Consider the following 16,405-nt stretch of genomic DNA (forward strand, 5'->3'; position numbering starts at 1 on the left):
TCGGAAAGTTGGTGTGGGTAACAGGGTCAACCGAGGAGCTGATTCTCATGACGAGTAAACAGCCGGTGCAAATGAATTCTCCAGTCGTAGCCGCGATTATTCCGACTACGCCGGCCATTAAAGACTCGCCTGCAGTCGAACGCGCCCTCAATCGCAGTAAGCTCTATCTCCTCGTGTCCTGGAGTTTGCTCTATCCCGAGGACGACGAGTTTCTTGATTACGTACAATGTGGGGAGTTTGTTGAGGATGGTCGTGCGGCTATCGATGCCTTAGATGCTGCGCTCGACGGTATTGGCGGGGAGCGTGCCAAGCAAAAGCTGGTGCTGTTGCGCAAGCAGTTCGATCAGGTCGGGAAAGTTGTCGCGTCAGAATGCGCGAACTGGCAACTCCTCGATTTGCAGGCCGAGCATCGTCGAGTCTTCAGTAATGTCATCACTCTTGATTGTCCTCCCTACGAAACGCTCTTCGGAAACGACCACGTGTTCGCGCAATCCCAGGTTATGGGAGATATCGCAGGATTCTATCGTGCGTTCGGGGTGGAGCTGTCCAAAGATATTCATGAGCGACTCGATCATTTGAGCGTCGAGTTTGAGTTCATGCATTTTCTCGCCTACAAAGAATCCTACTCCCGCTGCCACGATGGAGCAGACAAGACGCAGATCGTTCTGGATGCGCAGAAAAAATTCGTAAAGAATCATATCGGTCGATGGGTCCCGTTGTTTTGCCTGATGTTGGGGAAGAAGGCTGATTCAGGTTTGTATAAACACGTATCAGACTTAATGGCGGAATGGATGGATTTTGAGGCCGCGTTCCTAGGGGTCATCCCGCAGCCCTATTCGGAAACCGATTATCGTCCGGCAACGTTTAATGCGCCGGAAGGCCAGACCTACGAGTGCGGTGCGCAAGATCAAGGAAATGAGTTGAGCCTGTTGCTGAATGAAGTGGGCGCCGAGTCGTTCTTGGATAAAAAGGATCAGGGCAAAGACAAGGAGGAGGGGGGGCCGACTGGAACCGCCTAATCATTTGTCTGTATTTATGAGGGTCTCTATTTTTTGTTTGTCGGCAGTTATCTTGGGCCACCGTTCTTAATCTTTTAATCGAGAGGAGGAGTAGTCCTATGAGAGTAGTGCAGACACACAGTAAGCGTGTGGTGTTTGGCATTCTTCTCTCTGCGTTGATCGTCGGCGTGATGCTGACGATCGGGCAGGTGCCGTTGGCTGTCAGCCAACCGGTCACGATTCCGGCGAAGGCCATCAAGGGAGCGATTCCCATGGATGGCGCCAACCCGGTTTGGGAGAGTGTGCCAGGAGTGATTATTCCGTTGAGCGGACAGCTGATCACCACACCGATGCACCCGAATATTTCGGTGAAGTCGGTGTTCGTGAAAGCCATGACCAACGGTAAAGAAGTCGGTATGCGTTTGGAGTGGAGCGACCAGACCAAGAACGATACGACGATTGGTCCCCAGGATTTCCGGGACCAGGTGGCGCTTATGTTCCCGGTCAATACGGCTGGAGCACCACCGTTCCAATGTATGGGCCAGTCGGGCGGCACCACCAACATTTGGCGGTGGAACGCAGAATGGCAGAAGGATCTCGGTAAGGACAGCGCGGGTATGTGGGATGTAGACGACCAATACCCTGGCATTTTCTGGGATTACTATTTTGAAGAGCCGGCTGGCGGCGTGACCTATCCTGACCGGATCGGTCGCAGCCTTGGGCCCTTCAATCCTGGTATCTGGTCGGGCAACATCATGTCCGATCCGACATTGCGCGTGAGCTCGGTCGAGGATCTGAACGCCAATGGCTTCAGCACCCTGACCACACAAGCGCATCAAGATGTCATCGGGAACGGCGTGTGGGAGCCAGCAGGTTCCGTCAAGGGCGGTGGATATACTGGCCCGACCTGGCGCGTGGTGGTGAAGCGCTCGTTGGAAACCGGTGATGCCAACGATACCCAGTTTAAGGCGGGAATGTCTGTGCCTATCGCCTTCGCGGTGTGGGACGGCAACAACGTCGAGCGTAACGGTATGAAGGCGCTCTCCACCTGGTTTACCCTGAAGCTTCAGTAGGGAAAACCGGTCTCTGGAGAGACCATCTCTTACCGCGAGGGTAGGAGTCGGAGCCAACAAGAAAACCCCAGTCCGGCGTGAAGCTGGGCTGGGGTTTCTCTTTTGTCATGGCAGGCAGGACGAGTGTTGAGGGCAAGTCGTTGCGACCGTTCTCTAGGCGAGGGGCAGCACTTCTGAGGGTTGCATTTGGCCGATACCGGAGTGTATAAAACGGTATTCGATTTTATCGAGAAAACGTCTTATTTTTCATTCAAGTTGGTGGTGATTTCGCATGAAGGTTTCACTGCTCTTTCCTCCAACGTGGCATCCCTCACAGCCCTATCTGAGTCTTCCTTCATTGACGGGATTTCTCGTTCAGGGTGGCGTTTCGAACGTTTCTCAACGCGATCTTGGGATCGAACTCTTAGACGGAGTGGTGACGCACGCCTACGGAGTGGAGCTGTATCAGGAGTTACTCGATAAACGGCGAGCGCTTGAAGAGAACCGAACCGGTGAAACTGGACCCGGAAGTGCCGAGCATTTGGCCAGAGTGGTGGAGTCGCTGGACCGCTTTCCCTATCTCATCGATCGAATTGAACCGGCCAAAGAGACCCTTCGCGGGGAGGGATTTTACGATATTGAATCTTACAAAGAGAGCCTCTTTCTCATCGACAAATGGCTGGAGGTGATCTCCACGGTCTACTTCCCGACCAGGCTGACGGTCGTGGACAATCAGTTCGGCAACTGCTCCATTTATTCGTCCAAAGACCTGATGAAGATCATCAGGGATGAGACGCAGAACCCCTACATCAAGCTGTTCCGTGAACGATTCCTTCAATCGATTATCCATGATCAGCCGGACTTAATCGGTGTCTCGATTACGGCGACCTCTCAGATTATTCCTGGTCTGACACTCTGTCGTTTGATCAAGGAGGCGGCTCCCAATATTCATCTGACCATTGGCGGCAGTATCTTCACCAGATTGGTCGATAACTTACGGCGCTGCCCGAGCCTCTTCGATCTGACCGACGATATCATCGTGTTCGAGGGCGAAACCGCGCTGCTCGAACTCGTCCATCAGTTGGACGGAAAGAAGGACTATAGCAAGGTCCCCAATCTCATCTACCGCCAGAACGGGAAGATCACGGTCAACCAACCGTTCTACTCGGAAAATATCAACCAGTTGCCGGCGCCCAATTATGACGGCTTTCCTCTGGGACTGTATCTGTCGCCGGAGCCGGTGTTGCCGGTCCAGTTTTCGCGGGGCTGCTACTACAAGGATTGCGCGTTCTGCGCCCTCACGCTGGATCACCAGAACTTCAGGCAAAAAGAACCGGGACGAACCGTTGAGGAATTGGAATGGCTGAAACAGCGGTATGGCGCACAACGGTTCTTCTTTACCGACGAGTGTTTCGCCCTCTCGCCGACCAAACGCTTGTGCCAGCAAATCATCGACAAGAAGTTGGACATTAAATGGACCTGCGAGATGCGTTTCGAAAAGCATCTGACACGCGAACTCCTTGCGTCGATGCGGGATGCAGGTTGTCTGAAGATCGTATTCGGATTGGAGTCGTTCAACCAGCGGGTGATGGACTTCATGAAGAAAGGGATCAAGCAGGAATGGGTGCGGCGCATCGCCGACGATTGCGTTGACTTGGGGATCGCGGTGCATTGTTACATCATCGTGGGGTTCCCGACTGAGAAGGAAGAGGAAGCCAGGGAGACGATGAATTTCATCGTCGAGAACAAGCGGCTCAACGAATCGTATGGGTTCTCCTGCCAGCCCTGTCTCTTCGATTTGGAAAAAGAAGCCCCGATCATGAGCGATCCTGGCAGTTACGGTATCCGGCGCATCATGCGTCCGTCGGCAGAAGACCTCAGTCTTGGATTTTTCTATGAAGTGTCTGAAGGTATGACGCCGGATGAATCGGAACGGCTCTACCAGCATGTCTACGAAAAGGTCAGCGAAGTGGTCTGTGAGTTGCCCTTCAACTACTCGATGGCCGATGGATTGCTGTACATTGCCAGGGCCAAGGCTCAGGAAGTGGGCGTGCCGCAGCCGACAGGGTCAGAGTAAACGTGTGCTGTACGGCGTTGACCCTGTCGTTTCTTGATCGGTATAATTTACCTTTTCCTCAGGGGTGCATGGCGTGACGGCTACGAATCCTACCATCGAACGGATGACCGGGAAAATCGGCGATCAATCCCTGTTATTCCAGTATACGATCAAGCTTGTCCTCATTGTGTCCTTCTCGGAGTTGATTCTCTATCGGCTGGTGTCCCGGCTGGGGATGCATCTCAGTAAGTTAGCGCAGACACATGAGTGGATCATTCCGACCTTCACGGCATTGACAGAAGTCGGGCAGTGGTTGCTCAATGTCGTGGCCATTCTGCTGTTTCTCGCTTTGGCGGTGGGGGTGATCAATCGAATGACCGGCCGCGGGTTTGTCGGATCAAATAGAATCGTCATTCCCTGCGTGGTACTGTTGCTGCTCCTCACGGTGGGCTTCTTGTTAGTTCCTCCTGCCTTTCTGGGATCGGCCATCTATAATTCTGTCGCATTGATCGCTTTGATTTGCCTCATGGTGGAATACCTTTCCACCCACACCGAATGGTCGCATCGTGCGATGGGCGTGACCTATCTCCTGGGAATCGGGGGTTGGTTGTATTATCAGATCGTGTCGACGACCTATAGTTTTATCGGAACCGTGGCGGCTCCGCCATTCGTGTACGAGGCCCATCGCGGCGGCGAAGCCTTGATGGTCCTCTCTAGTATCCTCGTGTTCTGGGCCTACGGCCGGGGCGTGTCATTTCGGACGCGCAATCAGCGGCAACGCCGCCGCGCCATCTGGTTTTGGGCGACCTCCGTGTCAGTATTTACGGTGATGCTGTTCTTAGATTATCTGCTTCATCGGTATGATGCTGGGATGGCCAGTAACATTCGTAAGGCGGCAGACGGCATCGGATGGATTTTTCAGTTCGGCATGGGCTACACATTTTTCCTCCCGTTTGCGTTTTACCTAACAGGTCTGTTGTGCTGGTCGTACACCGTCATTAAGTTGCTGACCATGGGACGGCTTGCCGGTTACGGGATCGGACTGATGTTTATTGCCGGGTATGCGCTTCTCTATTCGAACTTGACGCTGATGGTGGTGCTCGGTGTGATGCTGTTGACGATGGACCGGTATCGGCGTGACGCAACGGATTCGGCGCCGGTGGCGGACGCTCCCATGATCAGCACGCCGGACTCATTGGCAGGCGGACATATCTAACGAACCTTTTTACTATAGGGAATCGTATGAACGAACCAACCTCTTCTGTTTCTGAGCCAAGCCAAGCCGTTATCGATCCGGGTGATCAGCCATTGAACCCCGACGAAGAAATTCTGGAGATCGAAAAGCTCCTGGCCACCGAGCCGGACGATTTTCAGGCCCGCTGCCGATTGGGCGAGCTCTATTTCAGCAAAGGCCGGATGGACGATGCGCTTGTCGAGGTCAAGAAATCGATTGAGATGGCGGAGGGTCTCCGTGCAGAAATGAATCGGTCGCTTGCGATGTATTATTCGAATTTGGGTACGATCTACGCGACGAAGGCCATGACGGACGAAGCCGAAGTCGAGTTCAAACATGCACTCGACGTGTTTCCTCACGATGTCCTGGCGCTTTTCAATCTTGGCCGGGTCTATGCCGACAAAAAGAAGTTCATGGAAGCCAAGGATTTCTACGAGCGTCTTGTCGAAATCACGCCGGACGATCCCATGGCTTGGTACAATCTTGCCGGAGTCTATGTCGAACTCGATAATCCCCAGGTGTCGGACTACAACACCATCGACATGGCCATCCAATGTTATATCCGTACGCTCGAACTGGATCCGAAGCACCTGGAAGGCAGTTTCAAGTTGATGGAGCTGGCAATGAATCACAAGAAGACCGATCTGGCCATCAAGGTGATGGAAGATGCGGTCGAACAGAATCCCGAAGAGCCGCTGGCCTACTACAACTTGATCAGCGTCTATGACAAGGCCAAGATGTTTGAACAGGCCGAGCAGGCGCGGAATCGGTTGAAGGAGCGGTTTTCCAAGCGAGCCAAAGAGACCAGCGCATCCTGATTTACCCATTCGTACGGAGGAACACACCATGTTTGGGAGTCTTGGTTTTACAGAATTAATCCTGATCCTCTTCATCGTGCTGATCATTTTCGGCGCCGGTAAATTGCCGCAGCTGGGAGAAGGGATCGGCAAGGCGATCAAGGGCTTCAAGAAGTCCGTACATGAGGCAGACCTCATCGAAGCCGAAGCGCAAGCCGCGCAGCAGCAGACGGCTGCGGCTCCGGCTCCGCAGCAAACGATTGCTGCGCCTCCGGTGCAAGCCGCCGCGCCAGTGGTACAGCAAACCGAAACGGTTCAATCAGTTTCACGCGGCTAATCAGCCGGGATTAAGGTTACAGGTCTATGGAAACCGAACTGCAGCTCGCGACCGGTTATATCGAAACCTTCGCAGGTAACGGCAAGGCCCGGAGCACCGGCGATGGAAAGCGGGCGGTCAAATCGGGGATTCCATTGCCTCACCACGCGGCATTGGACAAGGACGAGACCTGGTTCTATTTTGCCGAGTCCGGATCCGATCGCATCAGACGGGTCAGTCTCAAGGAAGGCACGTTGCATAATTTTGCCGGGATCGGCGAAACCTGCTACAGCGGAGACGAAGGCCTCTGCGGAGAAGCCGGGCTCTACTTGCCGCTCGACGTCGCGTTTGATTCCCACAACGACCTCTTTATCTGCGATTCCGGCAGCAACCGCATTCGAAAAATCGACCGCGAGACCGGTATCATCACGACGATCATCGGCACCGGGCAGCATGGGTTCAACGGAGATGGTCCGGCCCTGGAGACCAATCTCACCTGGCCTGCCGCCATCGCCTTCGATCCTGACGATGTGATGTATATCGCCGATACTCAGGCGCACCGCATCCGCCGCTACGATCCCAAGACCGGCATGGTCACGACCGTCGCCGGAGCCTGGACAGCCGAGGACGAAGCCCGCGAGCAGCCGCTCGTGGCGCGGAATCTTGTTGTACTGTCCGGCGATGCGATCGGCATCGATTTCAGCGACGACCATGGCTGGCTCATGCCGGTCTGTTCGGACGGACTGGACATGTCGATGTATCTCGACGACGGGAAGCCCGCGCTCGAGGCCCGCATCTACGATGTCGTCGGGCTGACGGTGAACGGAAAAGGCAATATCATTTTCGTCGACAAGGGCAGTAACCGCGTCCGCAGCATCGATCACAAGACTGGAATTATCTCGACCGTGGCCGGTGTCTGCCGGTACGGCTATGACGGTGACGACAAACCGGCCGTCAGGGCGATGCTCCATGCGCCGGAAGCCGTGGTGGTGGACCATCAAGACAATCTCTACATCTCCGATACGATGAATCATCGCGTGCGGAAGGTCGACGTTGCGACCGGCATGATTACCACAGTTGCGGGCAACGGGGACAGCGGCTACGAAGACAAGAATATGGGTGGCTGCGGCGCCGCACGTTTTGTGGCGAAAGAATCGTCCGGGACCGTGAAGCATGGAGACGGACTCCTCGGAATCGAGGCCGTCGTCAACTCTCCCGTCGGACTGTCGCTGGACTCCCAGGGCTATCTCTACATTTGCGAACGGGGCGAAAATAAAATTCGCCGCGTGAAACTCTGGTAGAAATTCCGGGGCCGCCGGTTTGGCCTCGCCTGGGTGTTGTGGTATTCTGAACCGGTAAGAATGTGCTCGCGCCAGTCACCCGAGGACCTTGCATGGTGCGTACGACGACGAAGATGGCTTCCCGCCCGTTGCTGCTGCTGTTCCTCTTCATCCTGGTGACCGCCGGCCTCTTAGTGGGATTCGACGTGCCTCTCGTTAGTTCCGAGGGCATGATGATTCGTGCCCGCCTCGTTGAGGGAGAGCTGCCGGCGGGCCCCGAGGATGCCGCCTGGGCCAAGGTCGCGCCCATGACCCTTCCCTTGAGCGGTCAGGTCATTACCAGGCCGGTCTGGCCTGAACCGACCGCCCGGGCCCTCACTGTGCGATCGCTCCACAACGGCACCGAAATCGCCTTTCTGCTGGAATGGCAGGACAACACCAAAAATGACCGCCTGACGCCGGGGACCTTTCGCGACGGTGTTGCGATCGGGCTGCCCCTCGGCGATGCGCCCGCATTTTTCTGCATGGGCCAACTCGATCACTACATCAACATCTGGCATTGGAAGGCCGATTGGCAGAGCGATATCGATCGCCGGGCAGCCAAGGCGTCTGAAAAAGCGAAAGATGGCGTACGGACCTTTGAAGTCATTCCGCGCCGGGTCTCTTCCGTCGAGGACCTCATCGGCGGAGGCTTTAGCACGCTGACGACCAAGGAAAAGCAGGGGCGAGTTCAAGGGAAGGCGATCTGGAAAGATGGGGTCTGGCATGTCGTCATGCGCAGACCGTTAGTGAGTGAAGAGCAGGAGAACGAAGCCAAGCTGATTCCCGGACGAGTGCAAACCGTGTCATTTGCTGTATGGAACGGGGAGAACAAAGAACGGAACGGGCAAAAAGCAGTGGCGCCCTGGTTTCAGCTGGTGATCGACCCGACGGCGAAGCTTTAACAGGCTGCTGAAAATGGAGGCGGGGTAGCTGGGACAATCCCCGTGCTCGCGCAACGCGCGGCTTAAGAAAGCCCTCGTTGGACGCGCGCTGTAGGGATCATCCCATCCACCCCTTCGTGAAGGATCGTTTTTCTGTGGTCTTGCTGACGGACTGGTTGAGCAGCCTGCCAGGTGTTTTGTTAAGATAACGGTACCTGTGCGGATGAAAGGCATGAACGTTGGAGGTTACTCGAATCGGTGCCGTCAGTGCTTACACAGAGGCCCTTCGGAGCGGAAGGGCCTTTTTTTTATGTGTCGGCCTGTGCCTGGGAGTCTTGGGCCTTGTTGGGCAGCCAGCGGTACATGCGGCGGACCCGGAGCCGATGACGATAGATGAAGCCGCGAAACTAGGTGAAGAGTTCGGCGTGATCGTCGGCGATGTGGACGAAGCCATCAAAAAAGAATTGAAACTCGAACGGGCGCAGGGCGTCGCGGTGTTCGAAGTGATCGGGAACTCGCGCGCCGACTATGCCGGCATCAAGGTCCGATCCATCATCAAGGAAGTCGACAAGGCTGAGATTAGGAACATGCTAGATTTCGGGAGAGCGATCAAGCACGGCATGAAGGAATGCAACTTCACCGTCGGCACCTATGAGCCTGCCGATCCAGGCGATCCGGTCGGGTGGGGTGTGAATTTTCATTTCGTCGGATGCAGGCGGGATTGAGGATGTCACGATTGAGACGGCATACAGCACGAATCGCCGCAGGCGTCTTTCTCATGCTCATCGTGGGCCTCATTGCGCTGTCTCATGGCCGCGCTATGGCGCAGAAGGCTGAGGCTCCGGCTCAGGCCGACTGGGTGGCGGAGATTGAAAAGATTTTCATTCGATCGGAAGACTGCAAGCAATGCCACGATCGGCATTATGAAGAATGGAAAGGCGTGCGCGAACAGACGCCGGATCTGAAGACCTTCGGCCGGGTCGATGCCGCGCTCTTACATGGTACGTCGCTAGAGTCGCCGGTGTTCCGCACGGTGTTGGGCGTCTGGCTGCAGACCAATCCGACGGCCGACGAGCGCCGCCGCTGTCTCGCCTGCCATGTGCCGTCGACCACGGTATTCCCGCAACATGTCGAGAAGATTGTGGCGCAAGTGTTGGCCGGTAAGCCGCAAGTGGAAGGGATCGGCTGCGCCTCCTGCCATCTGATCAAGAGCGTGGAGCACACACCGAACTCACCGCCGTCGTTCAAGATCGAGCCGGGCAAGATGATCTATGGCCCCTATGCCAACCCGGAGGAAAATCTCGTCCATCCCGCGACGCAATCCGATCTGTTCCGCGGTGCGAACTACTGCGCCTCCTGCCATTTCGATAAGGTCAAGGATGAGACGCAGAAAGATCTGGCCGGAGAGATCTTGCAGGGCACGGTATGCCAGGACTGTCACATGGAGCCCTCGACCGGCAGCTCCACCTCGAGGCGCGGATCGATGACTCGCGCTATCGGTCGGCACTGGTTTCGTGGTGTGGTGGTCCCTGGCACCCTCCTCAGAAATCGAAATCTGCAGGCCGAATGGATGCCCCGCGTGGATCTTGAGACCACCAAGTCGGTCTCCGCCGTGGAGGGCACGGCGCTGGTGAGAATCGGCAGCCTGCCGCATAGCTTCCCTGACGGCGATCCGGTGCTCAAGCAGTTCTATCTGGTTCTGACCGCCAAGGATGCGCAGGGCAAGGTGCTGCAAGAAGAGACGAAGCAATTCGGTTTGCCCTACGACAAAATTCTTCGTGGCCCGATTCCCGATCCCTTCATCAAGGGGGGCCATACGAGAAAGGTTCCCTTCTCCCTGGCGATTCCCTCCGGCACGACCGCCGCCTCGATTGAAGCGGTGCTGAACTATGCGTTGATCCCGACGCCGGAACCGAGTCTGAAAGAAAAGTATCTGGCCAGCTTGGCAACCGACAAAGAGCGGGAGAGCGCGAAGAAGATTTTTCAAGAATATACGCAGCCCAGGCTGCTCACCTATCGGGCCAAAACACTCTAGCAGGATGCTCAAAATGGCCCCCAGCTTCGTTCTTGGCTCATCGAAATCCTCAACGTGCCCCTGAGGGTACGCCTCCGGTTTCGACTCGCCTACGGCCTTGCTGGACGGCCATTTTGAGTATCCTGCGAATCATTCTTGGGCCATGACTATCCGCAAGATCACAGTGGACGTTGAGCGACAACGGATTTTATCTAAAGCCTCCTAGGGCGTCCAATCGAGGGGCAACATGATGGTGCGACAGTCGATCGGTGCGAAGCTAGGAATCGGTATAGTGCTCGTAGCGGCCTTCGTCCTTTCGTATGGACTCAACGAAGGTCTCTATGCGCAGGATGCCTCCAAGCCCACGCTTGAAAAGGCCTTCCCGAGCGCCAGTAAGTGTAAGCGCTGCCACGAGCGCGTGTTTGAAGAATGGGAAACCTCCCCGCTGTCGAAGTCCATTCATTCCCCGGCATTTCGCGCCTCGCTCGACGCCTTTCTCCAGTCTCCAGGAGGCAAAGACAAAGGGCTCTGTTTCCGCTGTCATGCGCCCCATGTGCGCGAATTCCCCGAGCAAGCCCAACTCTTCGTCGATCAAGCCAAGTCCGGGGACCCCTCGTTGGACGGCGTGGCCTGCGCGCAATGTCACTTGATCAAGCAGGTCGATCGGACCAAACAGCCGCCGGAGCCCAAGTACGAACTCGGCAGCAAAACGCTCTATGGGCCCTATAAGGACTTCGTCCAGAACCTCGCCCACCAGTCGATGGAACTGGGGCTCTTTCAGAAATCAGATCTCTGCCTCAATTGCCATCAATCGGTCCCCTCGGCGGCCAATTTAGGCAAGAGCAACGATCTGCTCGGCAGCTGGGACCAAAGCAAGGCCGTGAAGTCCGGTAAAGAATGCCAGACCTGTCACATGCCGGAGCAGGTCGGCGAGTCGGCGAACGGAGAGAAGAAGCGCAAAACGGCGAACCATACCTTTCCCGGTCGCATTGGCAAGCTCCGCCAGGAAGCGGCCAAGCTGGATGTGCAGACCAAGATCGAAGGCGACAAGACCACCGTCACGGTGAAGGTGCAGAGCCTCGTGCCGCACAGTCTGCCGACCACCCATCCTGCCTGGGCGACGGTGGCGCTCGATCTGGATATCAAAGGGAAGAATCTGAAGACCGTCTATACCGACAAGCGAGTCTATGGGCGGGTCTATCAGGACGCCAAGGGTCAGAAGACGATCTTCGATTTCGAGGCGGTCAAAGTTCTGGACGATACCGTCTTGAAGCCGGAAGAGCTGCGCGTCGAGACGTTCACCTTCCCCACACCGAAAGACACGAGGACGTTCGATGTGATCGTAAGCCTCAACTACGCGCCGCTCACCGGTCCTGCCCAGTTCCTGCAGCGCGTCGAAGCCGAATCCTCCAAGGGATCGCAAGACCCCGTCTTCCAGGCGATCGAGATCGTCAAGTTCGCAGAGAATATCTCAACTAAATAGGCGAGAGGCTTGCGGCGAGGGGCAAGAGGCCGAAGGCCGGAAATATTTTCCTCGCCCTTGTCTCTAGCCTCGTGCCGCTGGCCTGACTTAGGAGGTGTGGGCTAGTCGTAGTGGGTCCACATGCGTAGGACTTTGACGACCTTCTCTTGTTCGAGGACTTGATAGACGAGTCTATGCTGGATGTTAATTCTCCGAGAATAGGCACCAGCTAAATCGCCGATCAGCTTCTCGTATGGCGGAGGGGTTTGAAATGGATTCTTTCGCAATAGGTCGAGCAAGCGTTCCGTCTTATCCCGTAAGCCTGCCGCTGCATTTTTCTTTGAGTCCTTTTGCGCCTGTTTGGTAAATGCCAACTCCCACTTCACCAGGGGAGCTCTTTCGCGCATTTCCCAACGGGGGTAGCGAGACCTTTACGGATGGATTGTCTCATCTTGGGGATGGAAAGCAGATAGACCGTTTCCTGGATGGCTCGCCAATCATCTTCAGATACAAGCACCGCGCTCGAGCGTTTTCCCGCAATCATGATTGGTTCATGCGATGAAGCCGTTTCATCAATAAGACGGTACAGTTTTGATCGTGCCGCACTCGCTTTCAGCGTTGTCATGTGGCCTGCTCCTTATCTAGCCGGTAGTTCATGTTAGTAACGGTACGCGATCACGTACCGTTATGTCAAGGTTTCGCAAGACCCCGTCTTCCAGGCGATCGAGATCGTCAAGTTCGCAGAGAATATCTCAACTAAATAGGCGAGAGGCTTGCGGCGAGGGGCAAGAGGCCGATGCACCACGAAGTGTGTTTGGATACCTGTGAGCGCTTCAACCGCGGCTAATCGGAGACGATGCTGGAGCCCGGCGACTTCATCTTAAAGATCTGCACGGCGTTGTACATGCCCTTGGCCGGGTGGTTGAGGATGAGGCGGGAATTGGTAATGTGGGTGTCGAGCAACTCGTATTGTCCACCGCTGAAATAGATGTCGCAGTCGTCGATCGCGCAGTTCTTGTAGACATGGTTGTCGAGCGACAGCTTCGCCTTACTGAACGTCTGCCCGTCGATCAAGATATAACTCGGTTCCATTCCCATACGGCCCTCCACCTGCGCGGACTATAACAAGTCTCTTTTTGAACCGCAAACAGACAGGGGGCGGGATGAAGGCCGATGATCCTCTGTGCTCGCAGAACGCGCACGATCGGAATGTGCTCGTTCGACGCGCGCAGTGGAAGATCGATCAGCCTTCATCCCTAAAGAGAGAAGGAGCAAGCTTGGAGGGAACCTTTGGAAGCTTGGGCTGCGCCGGGCGGAAACCTTCTGTAATTCCCGCAGTCACGCTCTTGCGACCGTGGCCTTGGTCAGTTCCAGCTTTCCTTCCCGGCTCAACCAGGAGGATTTCTCGCTCATCCGGTCACGTCCGCGAAAGCCGAAGGCATCCCTGTAGGGAGGGTATGTATCAGGGGAAAACGGAACAAAGAGGGAATGCCTCACCGGTAGCACTCCTTGCGTTTTATCGTTCTCGCCCCACGTCTTCTATGGCTCCGCGCCTCGTTCAGCCCACGGGACTCAGCACTTCTCGCGTACAGCTTGTCAGGGCGTGGGCAAATCGGTATCCTTCAAGAACGACGAGGTCTAGAATGGCGGGCGGATATCTGGACTGAAGGAGGAATGCAGCCATGAAAGCTGATGTGAAGAAGATCCTGGACGAGGCCATGCAGTTGGAGCCAGCGACCCGAGCGTTTATCGCCGAAGCGCTCCTGGAAGGACTCGACTTTGAGCAAGACTTCGATGTTTCCCAATCATGGCGGGCAGAGATTCAGCGTCGCTGCGATGACATCGATCGTGGGAATGTTAAATTGGTTGATTCCGATACCGTCATGGCCGAGCTACGGAAGAAACAGGCCTGATGCACATCCGGTGGCATCCGGAAGCTCAATCAGAGCAGCCGAGGCCGCAAGATTTTACAGGGAACGACAGGCAGGTCTTGAGCAGCGGTTCCTCGATATTCTCGACGATGCCCTCCACAGAATTCGCCGGCGCCCCCAGCTGTATCCGAAGGTTGTGGGTGAGGTTCATCAGTGCAAACTCCCCCGCTTTCCCTATGGGATTATCTATCGAACCAAGCTAGACGCGATTGAGATCCTCGCGATCATGCATTTGCGGCGAGAGCCAGGATACTGGAAGTCGCGATCACGATAAGCCTACGCCAGGGCTCCCTGTTCATCTGGTGTGTTTAGTTTTTCTGGTTCACTAACGAATATAACCAGATAGACGAGCCCAACCCAACCGTCTTCGCTCTCCCACGTATCGCCTTCCCCGCTCGTCTCGCCCTTCTCGCAGGCGCTATAGACCAAACCAACCAGATAGACCTTCCTGTACGCTTCCCGTCAGGCACTGGTGCGACGCTGGCAACAATGTACACGTTGCCTGTCAGTGTTAGGCGATCACGAGGGGCAGCTCGGCCCAATTGGTCGTGTAGGCGGGAGAGCCGTCGACGCCAGCCATGTCATGGCACGATAAAAATGAAACTGAACGTACCATCTATGGGGCTATGATCTCGTAGTCTCGTATGGTGACTTAAGGATGTACATCTCGTAGTGCATTGAATATGCTGTATTTATATGTCAAGACATTGTCTTGACATCGATTAATCATGAAGATACGATCAGGAGCAATGGGAGGGGCGACATGTCAGCACGTGCAGTTCGTACTGAAAAACTGGACCTTCGACTGAGCTCCGCAGCCAAGCGGAGATTGGAAGCGGCTGCATCCGTGGCCAGTCGTTCGCTGAGTGCATTTGTCCTTGAAAGCGCGTTGTCTCATGCCGAGCAAACGCTGGCAGATCGCCATACATTCGTGCTGAGCAAAGCGAAATGGTCTGAGTTTCAGCAGGCCCTTGATGCGCCAACTCGGTCTCTCCCTCGTCTCCAGCGTGTGTTGACTGAACCTGGCTTCTTTGACGCTGTTCCTGCCCCGACAAAAGAGCGGTGATTCCCAGGATCGAAAAGCTTCAGCCGCGTCACGCCGTTGACTCGTTCGACTGTGGCAACCAAGACCTCAATCGTTTTCTGCAACAGTACGCGCTCCAGAATCAAAGCAGCGGCGCCTCAAGCACCTATGTCGGTTTGGCTGATCAAGCGGTGATCGGCTATTACTCGTTGGCTGTGGGATCGGTGGAGTATGGACAGGCACCGGAACGAGTCACAAAAGGGCTAGCCCATCATCCCATTCCAGTCATGCTGCTCGCACGACTAGCGGTAGACCAGCAATGGCAAAACAAGGGGGTTGGAGCAGGACTGCTGAAAGACGCCATGCTGCGGACGCTGCAAGCCGCAGACATTGTGGGAATTCGCGCCCTACTGGTCCATGCCAAAGATACGCATGCAACAGGGTTCTACCAGCACTTTGACTTCATCTCTTCACCCAGCGATCCTCTCCATCTGCTGATTTTGCTCAAAGATATGAGAAAGATCGTGGCCTAACACCCAGCCACCCTGCCTCCCGTTTCAGCATCTTGCTACGCAGACACCGGCTCAAGACAGTCGGGCGCCTCATGCCGCCATCCCTGTAGCCACGAGTCAGGCGACGGCTTTCAGCCCACGCTCCTGTACCAGGTGGAGCAACTTGAGGGCGGTGCCCGTGGGCCGTTTCTGACCGATCTCCCATTTCTGCACCGTCGACAGGCTTGTGTTCAGCAGCGCGGCAAAGACCGCCTGGCTGACTCGTGAGGTCTCACGGATCTGCTTGATTTGCGCCGGCGCCAACGGTGCGATGGGTGGCAGGCACAGGCGGTCGAATTCGCGCAGCGTGACCTGATCCATCACGCCAGCTTTGTGTAATCCCTTGGCCGTACCGTGAACGGCGTCAAGAATGGCTGATTTGGTTTTTCGCATCGCAATCCACCTCCATCAATTCCCCGGCGTCTTGTGCCTGGCCGAGCGCCGACACCGTCAATGCCAGTAGGTGTGCGGCTAGCTTCTTCAACGCGGCTTCTTCGTCCTTATCGATGTTGCTGCGCTCATTTTTGGGAAACCGTACACGAGATAGACATGACGGTCGAATCTTAACAGGTTGCCGAAGAACTAGGTATATGCGTAACCCACGGTTGAACCATCCCGAATGGTATCGAGGTGTCACTACCCACAGGATGCTCAAAAAGACCGTCCAGCAAGGCCGCAGTGAGCGAAGAGGCGAGGCATACGCGTGTCGGTATGTTGAGCCTCTTCGTGAAGCGAGAACGCCGCTGGCGGTCTTTTTCAGCATCCTG

General features: G+C 55.7%; 20 protein-coding genes. 15 read left to right on the forward strand and 5 right to left on the reverse strand.

The window, feature by feature from the left end; translation table 11 throughout:
* The first annotated feature begins 47 nt into the window (after positions 1 to 47).
* From Q8N00_06705 to Q8N00_06755, 11 genes are all read left to right on the forward strand, one after another.
* Complete coding sequence (locus Q8N00_06705) at positions 48 to 1,019, forward strand: molecular chaperone TorD family protein (protein MDP2382476.1); 972 nt, start codon at positions 48 to 50, stop codon at positions 1,017 to 1,019.
* A gap of 98 nt (positions 1,020 to 1,117) precedes the next feature.
* Complete coding sequence (locus Q8N00_06710; protein MDP2382477.1) at positions 1,118 to 2,071, forward strand: ethylbenzene dehydrogenase-related protein; 954 nt, start codon at positions 1,118 to 1,120, stop codon at positions 2,069 to 2,071.
* Positions 2,072 to 2,342: 271 nt separating this feature from the next.
* Complete coding sequence (locus tag Q8N00_06715; GenBank protein ID MDP2382478.1) at positions 2,343 to 4,127, forward strand: radical SAM protein; 1,785 nt, start codon at positions 2,343 to 2,345, stop codon at positions 4,125 to 4,127.
* A gap of 73 nt (positions 4,128 to 4,200) precedes the next feature.
* A complete protein-coding gene (locus Q8N00_06720) occupies positions 4,201 to 5,322 on the forward strand; it encodes a hypothetical protein (GenBank protein MDP2382479.1) in 1,122 nt (373 codons plus the stop codon).
* A gap of 26 nt (positions 5,323 to 5,348) precedes the next feature.
* A complete protein-coding gene (locus tag Q8N00_06725) occupies positions 5,349 to 6,158 on the forward strand; it encodes a tetratricopeptide repeat protein (protein MDP2382480.1) in 810 nt (269 codons plus the stop codon).
* Between the two features lie 28 nt (positions 6,159 to 6,186).
* Positions 6,187 to 6,474, forward strand: a complete 288-nt coding sequence (tatA, locus tag Q8N00_06730) for a twin-arginine translocase TatA/TatE family subunit (protein MDP2382481.1) — start codon at positions 6,187 to 6,189, stop codon at positions 6,472 to 6,474.
* A gap of 26 nt (positions 6,475 to 6,500) precedes the next feature.
* Positions 6,501 to 7,754: a hypothetical protein gene (locus Q8N00_06735; protein MDP2382482.1), complete on the forward strand. Its 1,254-nt coding sequence runs from the start codon at positions 6,501 to 6,503 to the stop codon at positions 7,752 to 7,754.
* A 92-nt stretch (positions 7,755 to 7,846) separates the two neighbouring features.
* Positions 7,847 to 8,677, forward strand: a complete 831-nt coding sequence (locus Q8N00_06740) for an ethylbenzene dehydrogenase-related protein (GenBank protein MDP2382483.1) — start codon at positions 7,847 to 7,849, stop codon at positions 8,675 to 8,677.
* Positions 8,678 to 9,039: 362 nt separating this feature from the next.
* Positions 9,040 to 9,381 (forward strand): PDZ domain-containing protein, encoded by a 342-nt coding sequence (locus Q8N00_06745; GenBank protein ID MDP2382484.1) that lies wholly within the window; start codon positions 9,040 to 9,042, stop codon positions 9,379 to 9,381.
* A gap of 2 nt (positions 9,382 to 9,383) precedes the next feature.
* Entirely contained in the window at positions 9,384 to 10,691 is a 1,308-nt protein-coding gene (locus Q8N00_06750) for a multiheme c-type cytochrome (GenBank protein MDP2382485.1), read from the forward strand.
* Positions 10,692 to 10,917: 226 nt separating this feature from the next.
* Positions 10,918 to 12,153 (forward strand): multiheme c-type cytochrome, encoded by a 1,236-nt coding sequence (locus Q8N00_06755; GenBank protein ID MDP2382486.1) that lies wholly within the window; start codon positions 10,918 to 10,920, stop codon positions 12,151 to 12,153.
* 101 nt (positions 12,154 to 12,254) lie between these two features.
* Here the strand turns inward: Q8N00_06755 and Q8N00_06760 are convergent, their stop codons facing one another.
* The 3 genes from Q8N00_06760 to Q8N00_06770 all read right to left on the reverse strand — a co-directional run bounded on the left by Q8N00_06760 (position 12,255) and on the right by Q8N00_06770 (position 13,230).
* Positions 12,255 to 12,518, reverse strand: coding sequence for a Txe/YoeB family addiction module toxin (locus Q8N00_06760; GenBank protein MDP2382487.1), 264 nt, complete (start codon positions 12,516 to 12,518; stop codon positions 12,255 to 12,257).
* Positions 12,515 to 12,757: a type II toxin-antitoxin system Phd/YefM family antitoxin gene (locus tag Q8N00_06765; protein ID MDP2382488.1), complete on the reverse strand. Its 243-nt coding sequence runs from the start codon at positions 12,755 to 12,757 to the stop codon at positions 12,515 to 12,517. Before Q8N00_06765 ends, Q8N00_06760 begins: the two co-directional genes overlap by 4 nt.
* A gap of 218 nt (positions 12,758 to 12,975) precedes the next feature.
* Positions 12,976 to 13,230: a hypothetical protein gene (locus tag Q8N00_06770; GenBank protein MDP2382489.1), complete on the reverse strand. Its 255-nt coding sequence runs from the start codon at positions 13,228 to 13,230 to the stop codon at positions 12,976 to 12,978.
* Between the two features lie 584 nt (positions 13,231 to 13,814).
* Here Q8N00_06770 and Q8N00_06775 point away from each other — a divergent pair.
* The 4 genes from Q8N00_06775 (at position 13,815) to Q8N00_06790 (ending at position 15,620) form a co-directional block, all read left to right on the forward strand.
* Positions 13,815 to 14,045, forward strand: a complete 231-nt coding sequence (locus tag Q8N00_06775) for an addiction module protein (GenBank protein MDP2382490.1) — start codon at positions 13,815 to 13,817, stop codon at positions 14,043 to 14,045.
* Positions 13,987 to 14,337, forward strand: coding sequence for a type II toxin-antitoxin system RelE/ParE family toxin (locus Q8N00_06780; GenBank protein ID MDP2382491.1), 351 nt, complete (start codon positions 13,987 to 13,989; stop codon positions 14,335 to 14,337). Before Q8N00_06775 ends, Q8N00_06780 begins: the two co-directional genes overlap by 59 nt.
* Before the next feature lie 489 nt (positions 14,338 to 14,826).
* On the forward strand, positions 14,827 to 15,129 hold the full coding sequence (locus Q8N00_06785) for a DUF1778 domain-containing protein (protein ID MDP2382492.1): 303 nt from the start codon (positions 14,827 to 14,829) through the stop codon (positions 15,127 to 15,129).
* Positions 15,126 to 15,620: a GNAT family N-acetyltransferase gene (locus Q8N00_06790; protein ID MDP2382493.1), complete on the forward strand. Its 495-nt coding sequence runs from the start codon at positions 15,126 to 15,128 to the stop codon at positions 15,618 to 15,620. Before Q8N00_06785 ends, Q8N00_06790 begins: the two co-directional genes overlap by 4 nt.
* 96 nt (positions 15,621 to 15,716) lie before the next feature.
* On the opposite strand, the gene Q8N00_06795 is transcribed toward Q8N00_06790, so the two are convergent.
* Both Q8N00_06795 and Q8N00_06800 read right to left on the reverse strand, forming a co-directional pair.
* Positions 15,717 to 16,031, reverse strand: coding sequence for a DNA-binding transcriptional regulator (locus tag Q8N00_06795; protein ID MDP2382494.1), 315 nt, complete (start codon positions 16,029 to 16,031; stop codon positions 15,717 to 15,719).
* Positions 16,003 to 16,401 (reverse strand): type II toxin-antitoxin system RelE/ParE family toxin, encoded by a 399-nt coding sequence (locus Q8N00_06800; GenBank protein MDP2382495.1) that lies wholly within the window; start codon positions 16,399 to 16,401, stop codon positions 16,003 to 16,005. Before Q8N00_06800 ends, Q8N00_06795 begins: the two co-directional genes overlap by 29 nt.
* Positions 16,402 to 16,405: the final 4 nt, after the last annotated feature.

The organism is Nitrospirota bacterium, from assembly GCA_030684575.1.
Lineage (GTDB): Bacteria > Nitrospirota > Nitrospiria > Nitrospirales > Nitrospiraceae > Palsa-1315.

Coding starts and splice junctions, on each gene's coding strand:
- Q8N00_06750 (MDP2382485.1), top strand. CDS start 9,384: ATGTCACGATTGAGACGGCATACAGCACGAATCGCCGCAGGCGTCTTT.
- Q8N00_06725 (MDP2382480.1), top strand. CDS start 5,349: ATGAACGAACCAACCTCTTCTGTTTCTGAGCCAAGCCAAGCCGTTATC.
- Q8N00_06785 (MDP2382492.1), top strand. CDS start 14,827: ATGTCAGCACGTGCAGTTCGTACTGAAAAACTGGACCTTCGACTGAGC.
- Q8N00_06755 (MDP2382486.1), top strand. CDS start 10,918: ATGATGGTGCGACAGTCGATCGGTGCGAAGCTAGGAATCGGTATAGTG.
- Q8N00_06710 (MDP2382477.1), top strand. CDS start 1,118: ATGAGAGTAGTGCAGACACACAGTAAGCGTGTGGTGTTTGGCATTCTT.
- Q8N00_06795 (MDP2382494.1), bottom strand. CDS start 16,031: ATGCGAAAAACCAAATCAGCCATTCTTGACGCCGTTCACGGTACGGCC.
- Q8N00_06705 (MDP2382476.1), top strand. CDS start 48: ATGACGAGTAAACAGCCGGTGCAAATGAATTCTCCAGTCGTAGCCGCG.
- Q8N00_06745 (MDP2382484.1), top strand. CDS start 9,040: ATGACGATAGATGAAGCCGCGAAACTAGGTGAAGAGTTCGGCGTGATC.
- Q8N00_06740 (MDP2382483.1), top strand. CDS start 7,847: ATGGTGCGTACGACGACGAAGATGGCTTCCCGCCCGTTGCTGCTGCTG.
- Q8N00_06800 (MDP2382495.1), bottom strand. CDS start 16,401: ATGCTGAAAAAGACCGCCAGCGGCGTTCTCGCTTCACGAAGAGGCTCA.
- tatA (MDP2382481.1), top strand. CDS start 6,187: ATGTTTGGGAGTCTTGGTTTTACAGAATTAATCCTGATCCTCTTCATC.
- Q8N00_06735 (MDP2382482.1), top strand. CDS start 6,501: ATGGAAACCGAACTGCAGCTCGCGACCGGTTATATCGAAACCTTCGCA.
- Q8N00_06775 (MDP2382490.1), top strand. CDS start 13,815: ATGAAAGCTGATGTGAAGAAGATCCTGGACGAGGCCATGCAGTTGGAG.
- Q8N00_06780 (MDP2382491.1), top strand. CDS start 13,987: ATGTTAAATTGGTTGATTCCGATACCGTCATGGCCGAGCTACGGAAGA.
- Q8N00_06770 (MDP2382489.1), bottom strand. CDS start 13,230: ATGGGAATGGAACCGAGTTATATCTTGATCGACGGGCAGACGTTCAGT.
- Q8N00_06765 (MDP2382488.1), bottom strand. CDS start 12,757: ATGACAACGCTGAAAGCGAGTGCGGCACGATCAAAACTGTACCGTCTT.
- Q8N00_06715 (MDP2382478.1), top strand. CDS start 2,343: ATGAAGGTTTCACTGCTCTTTCCTCCAACGTGGCATCCCTCACAGCCC.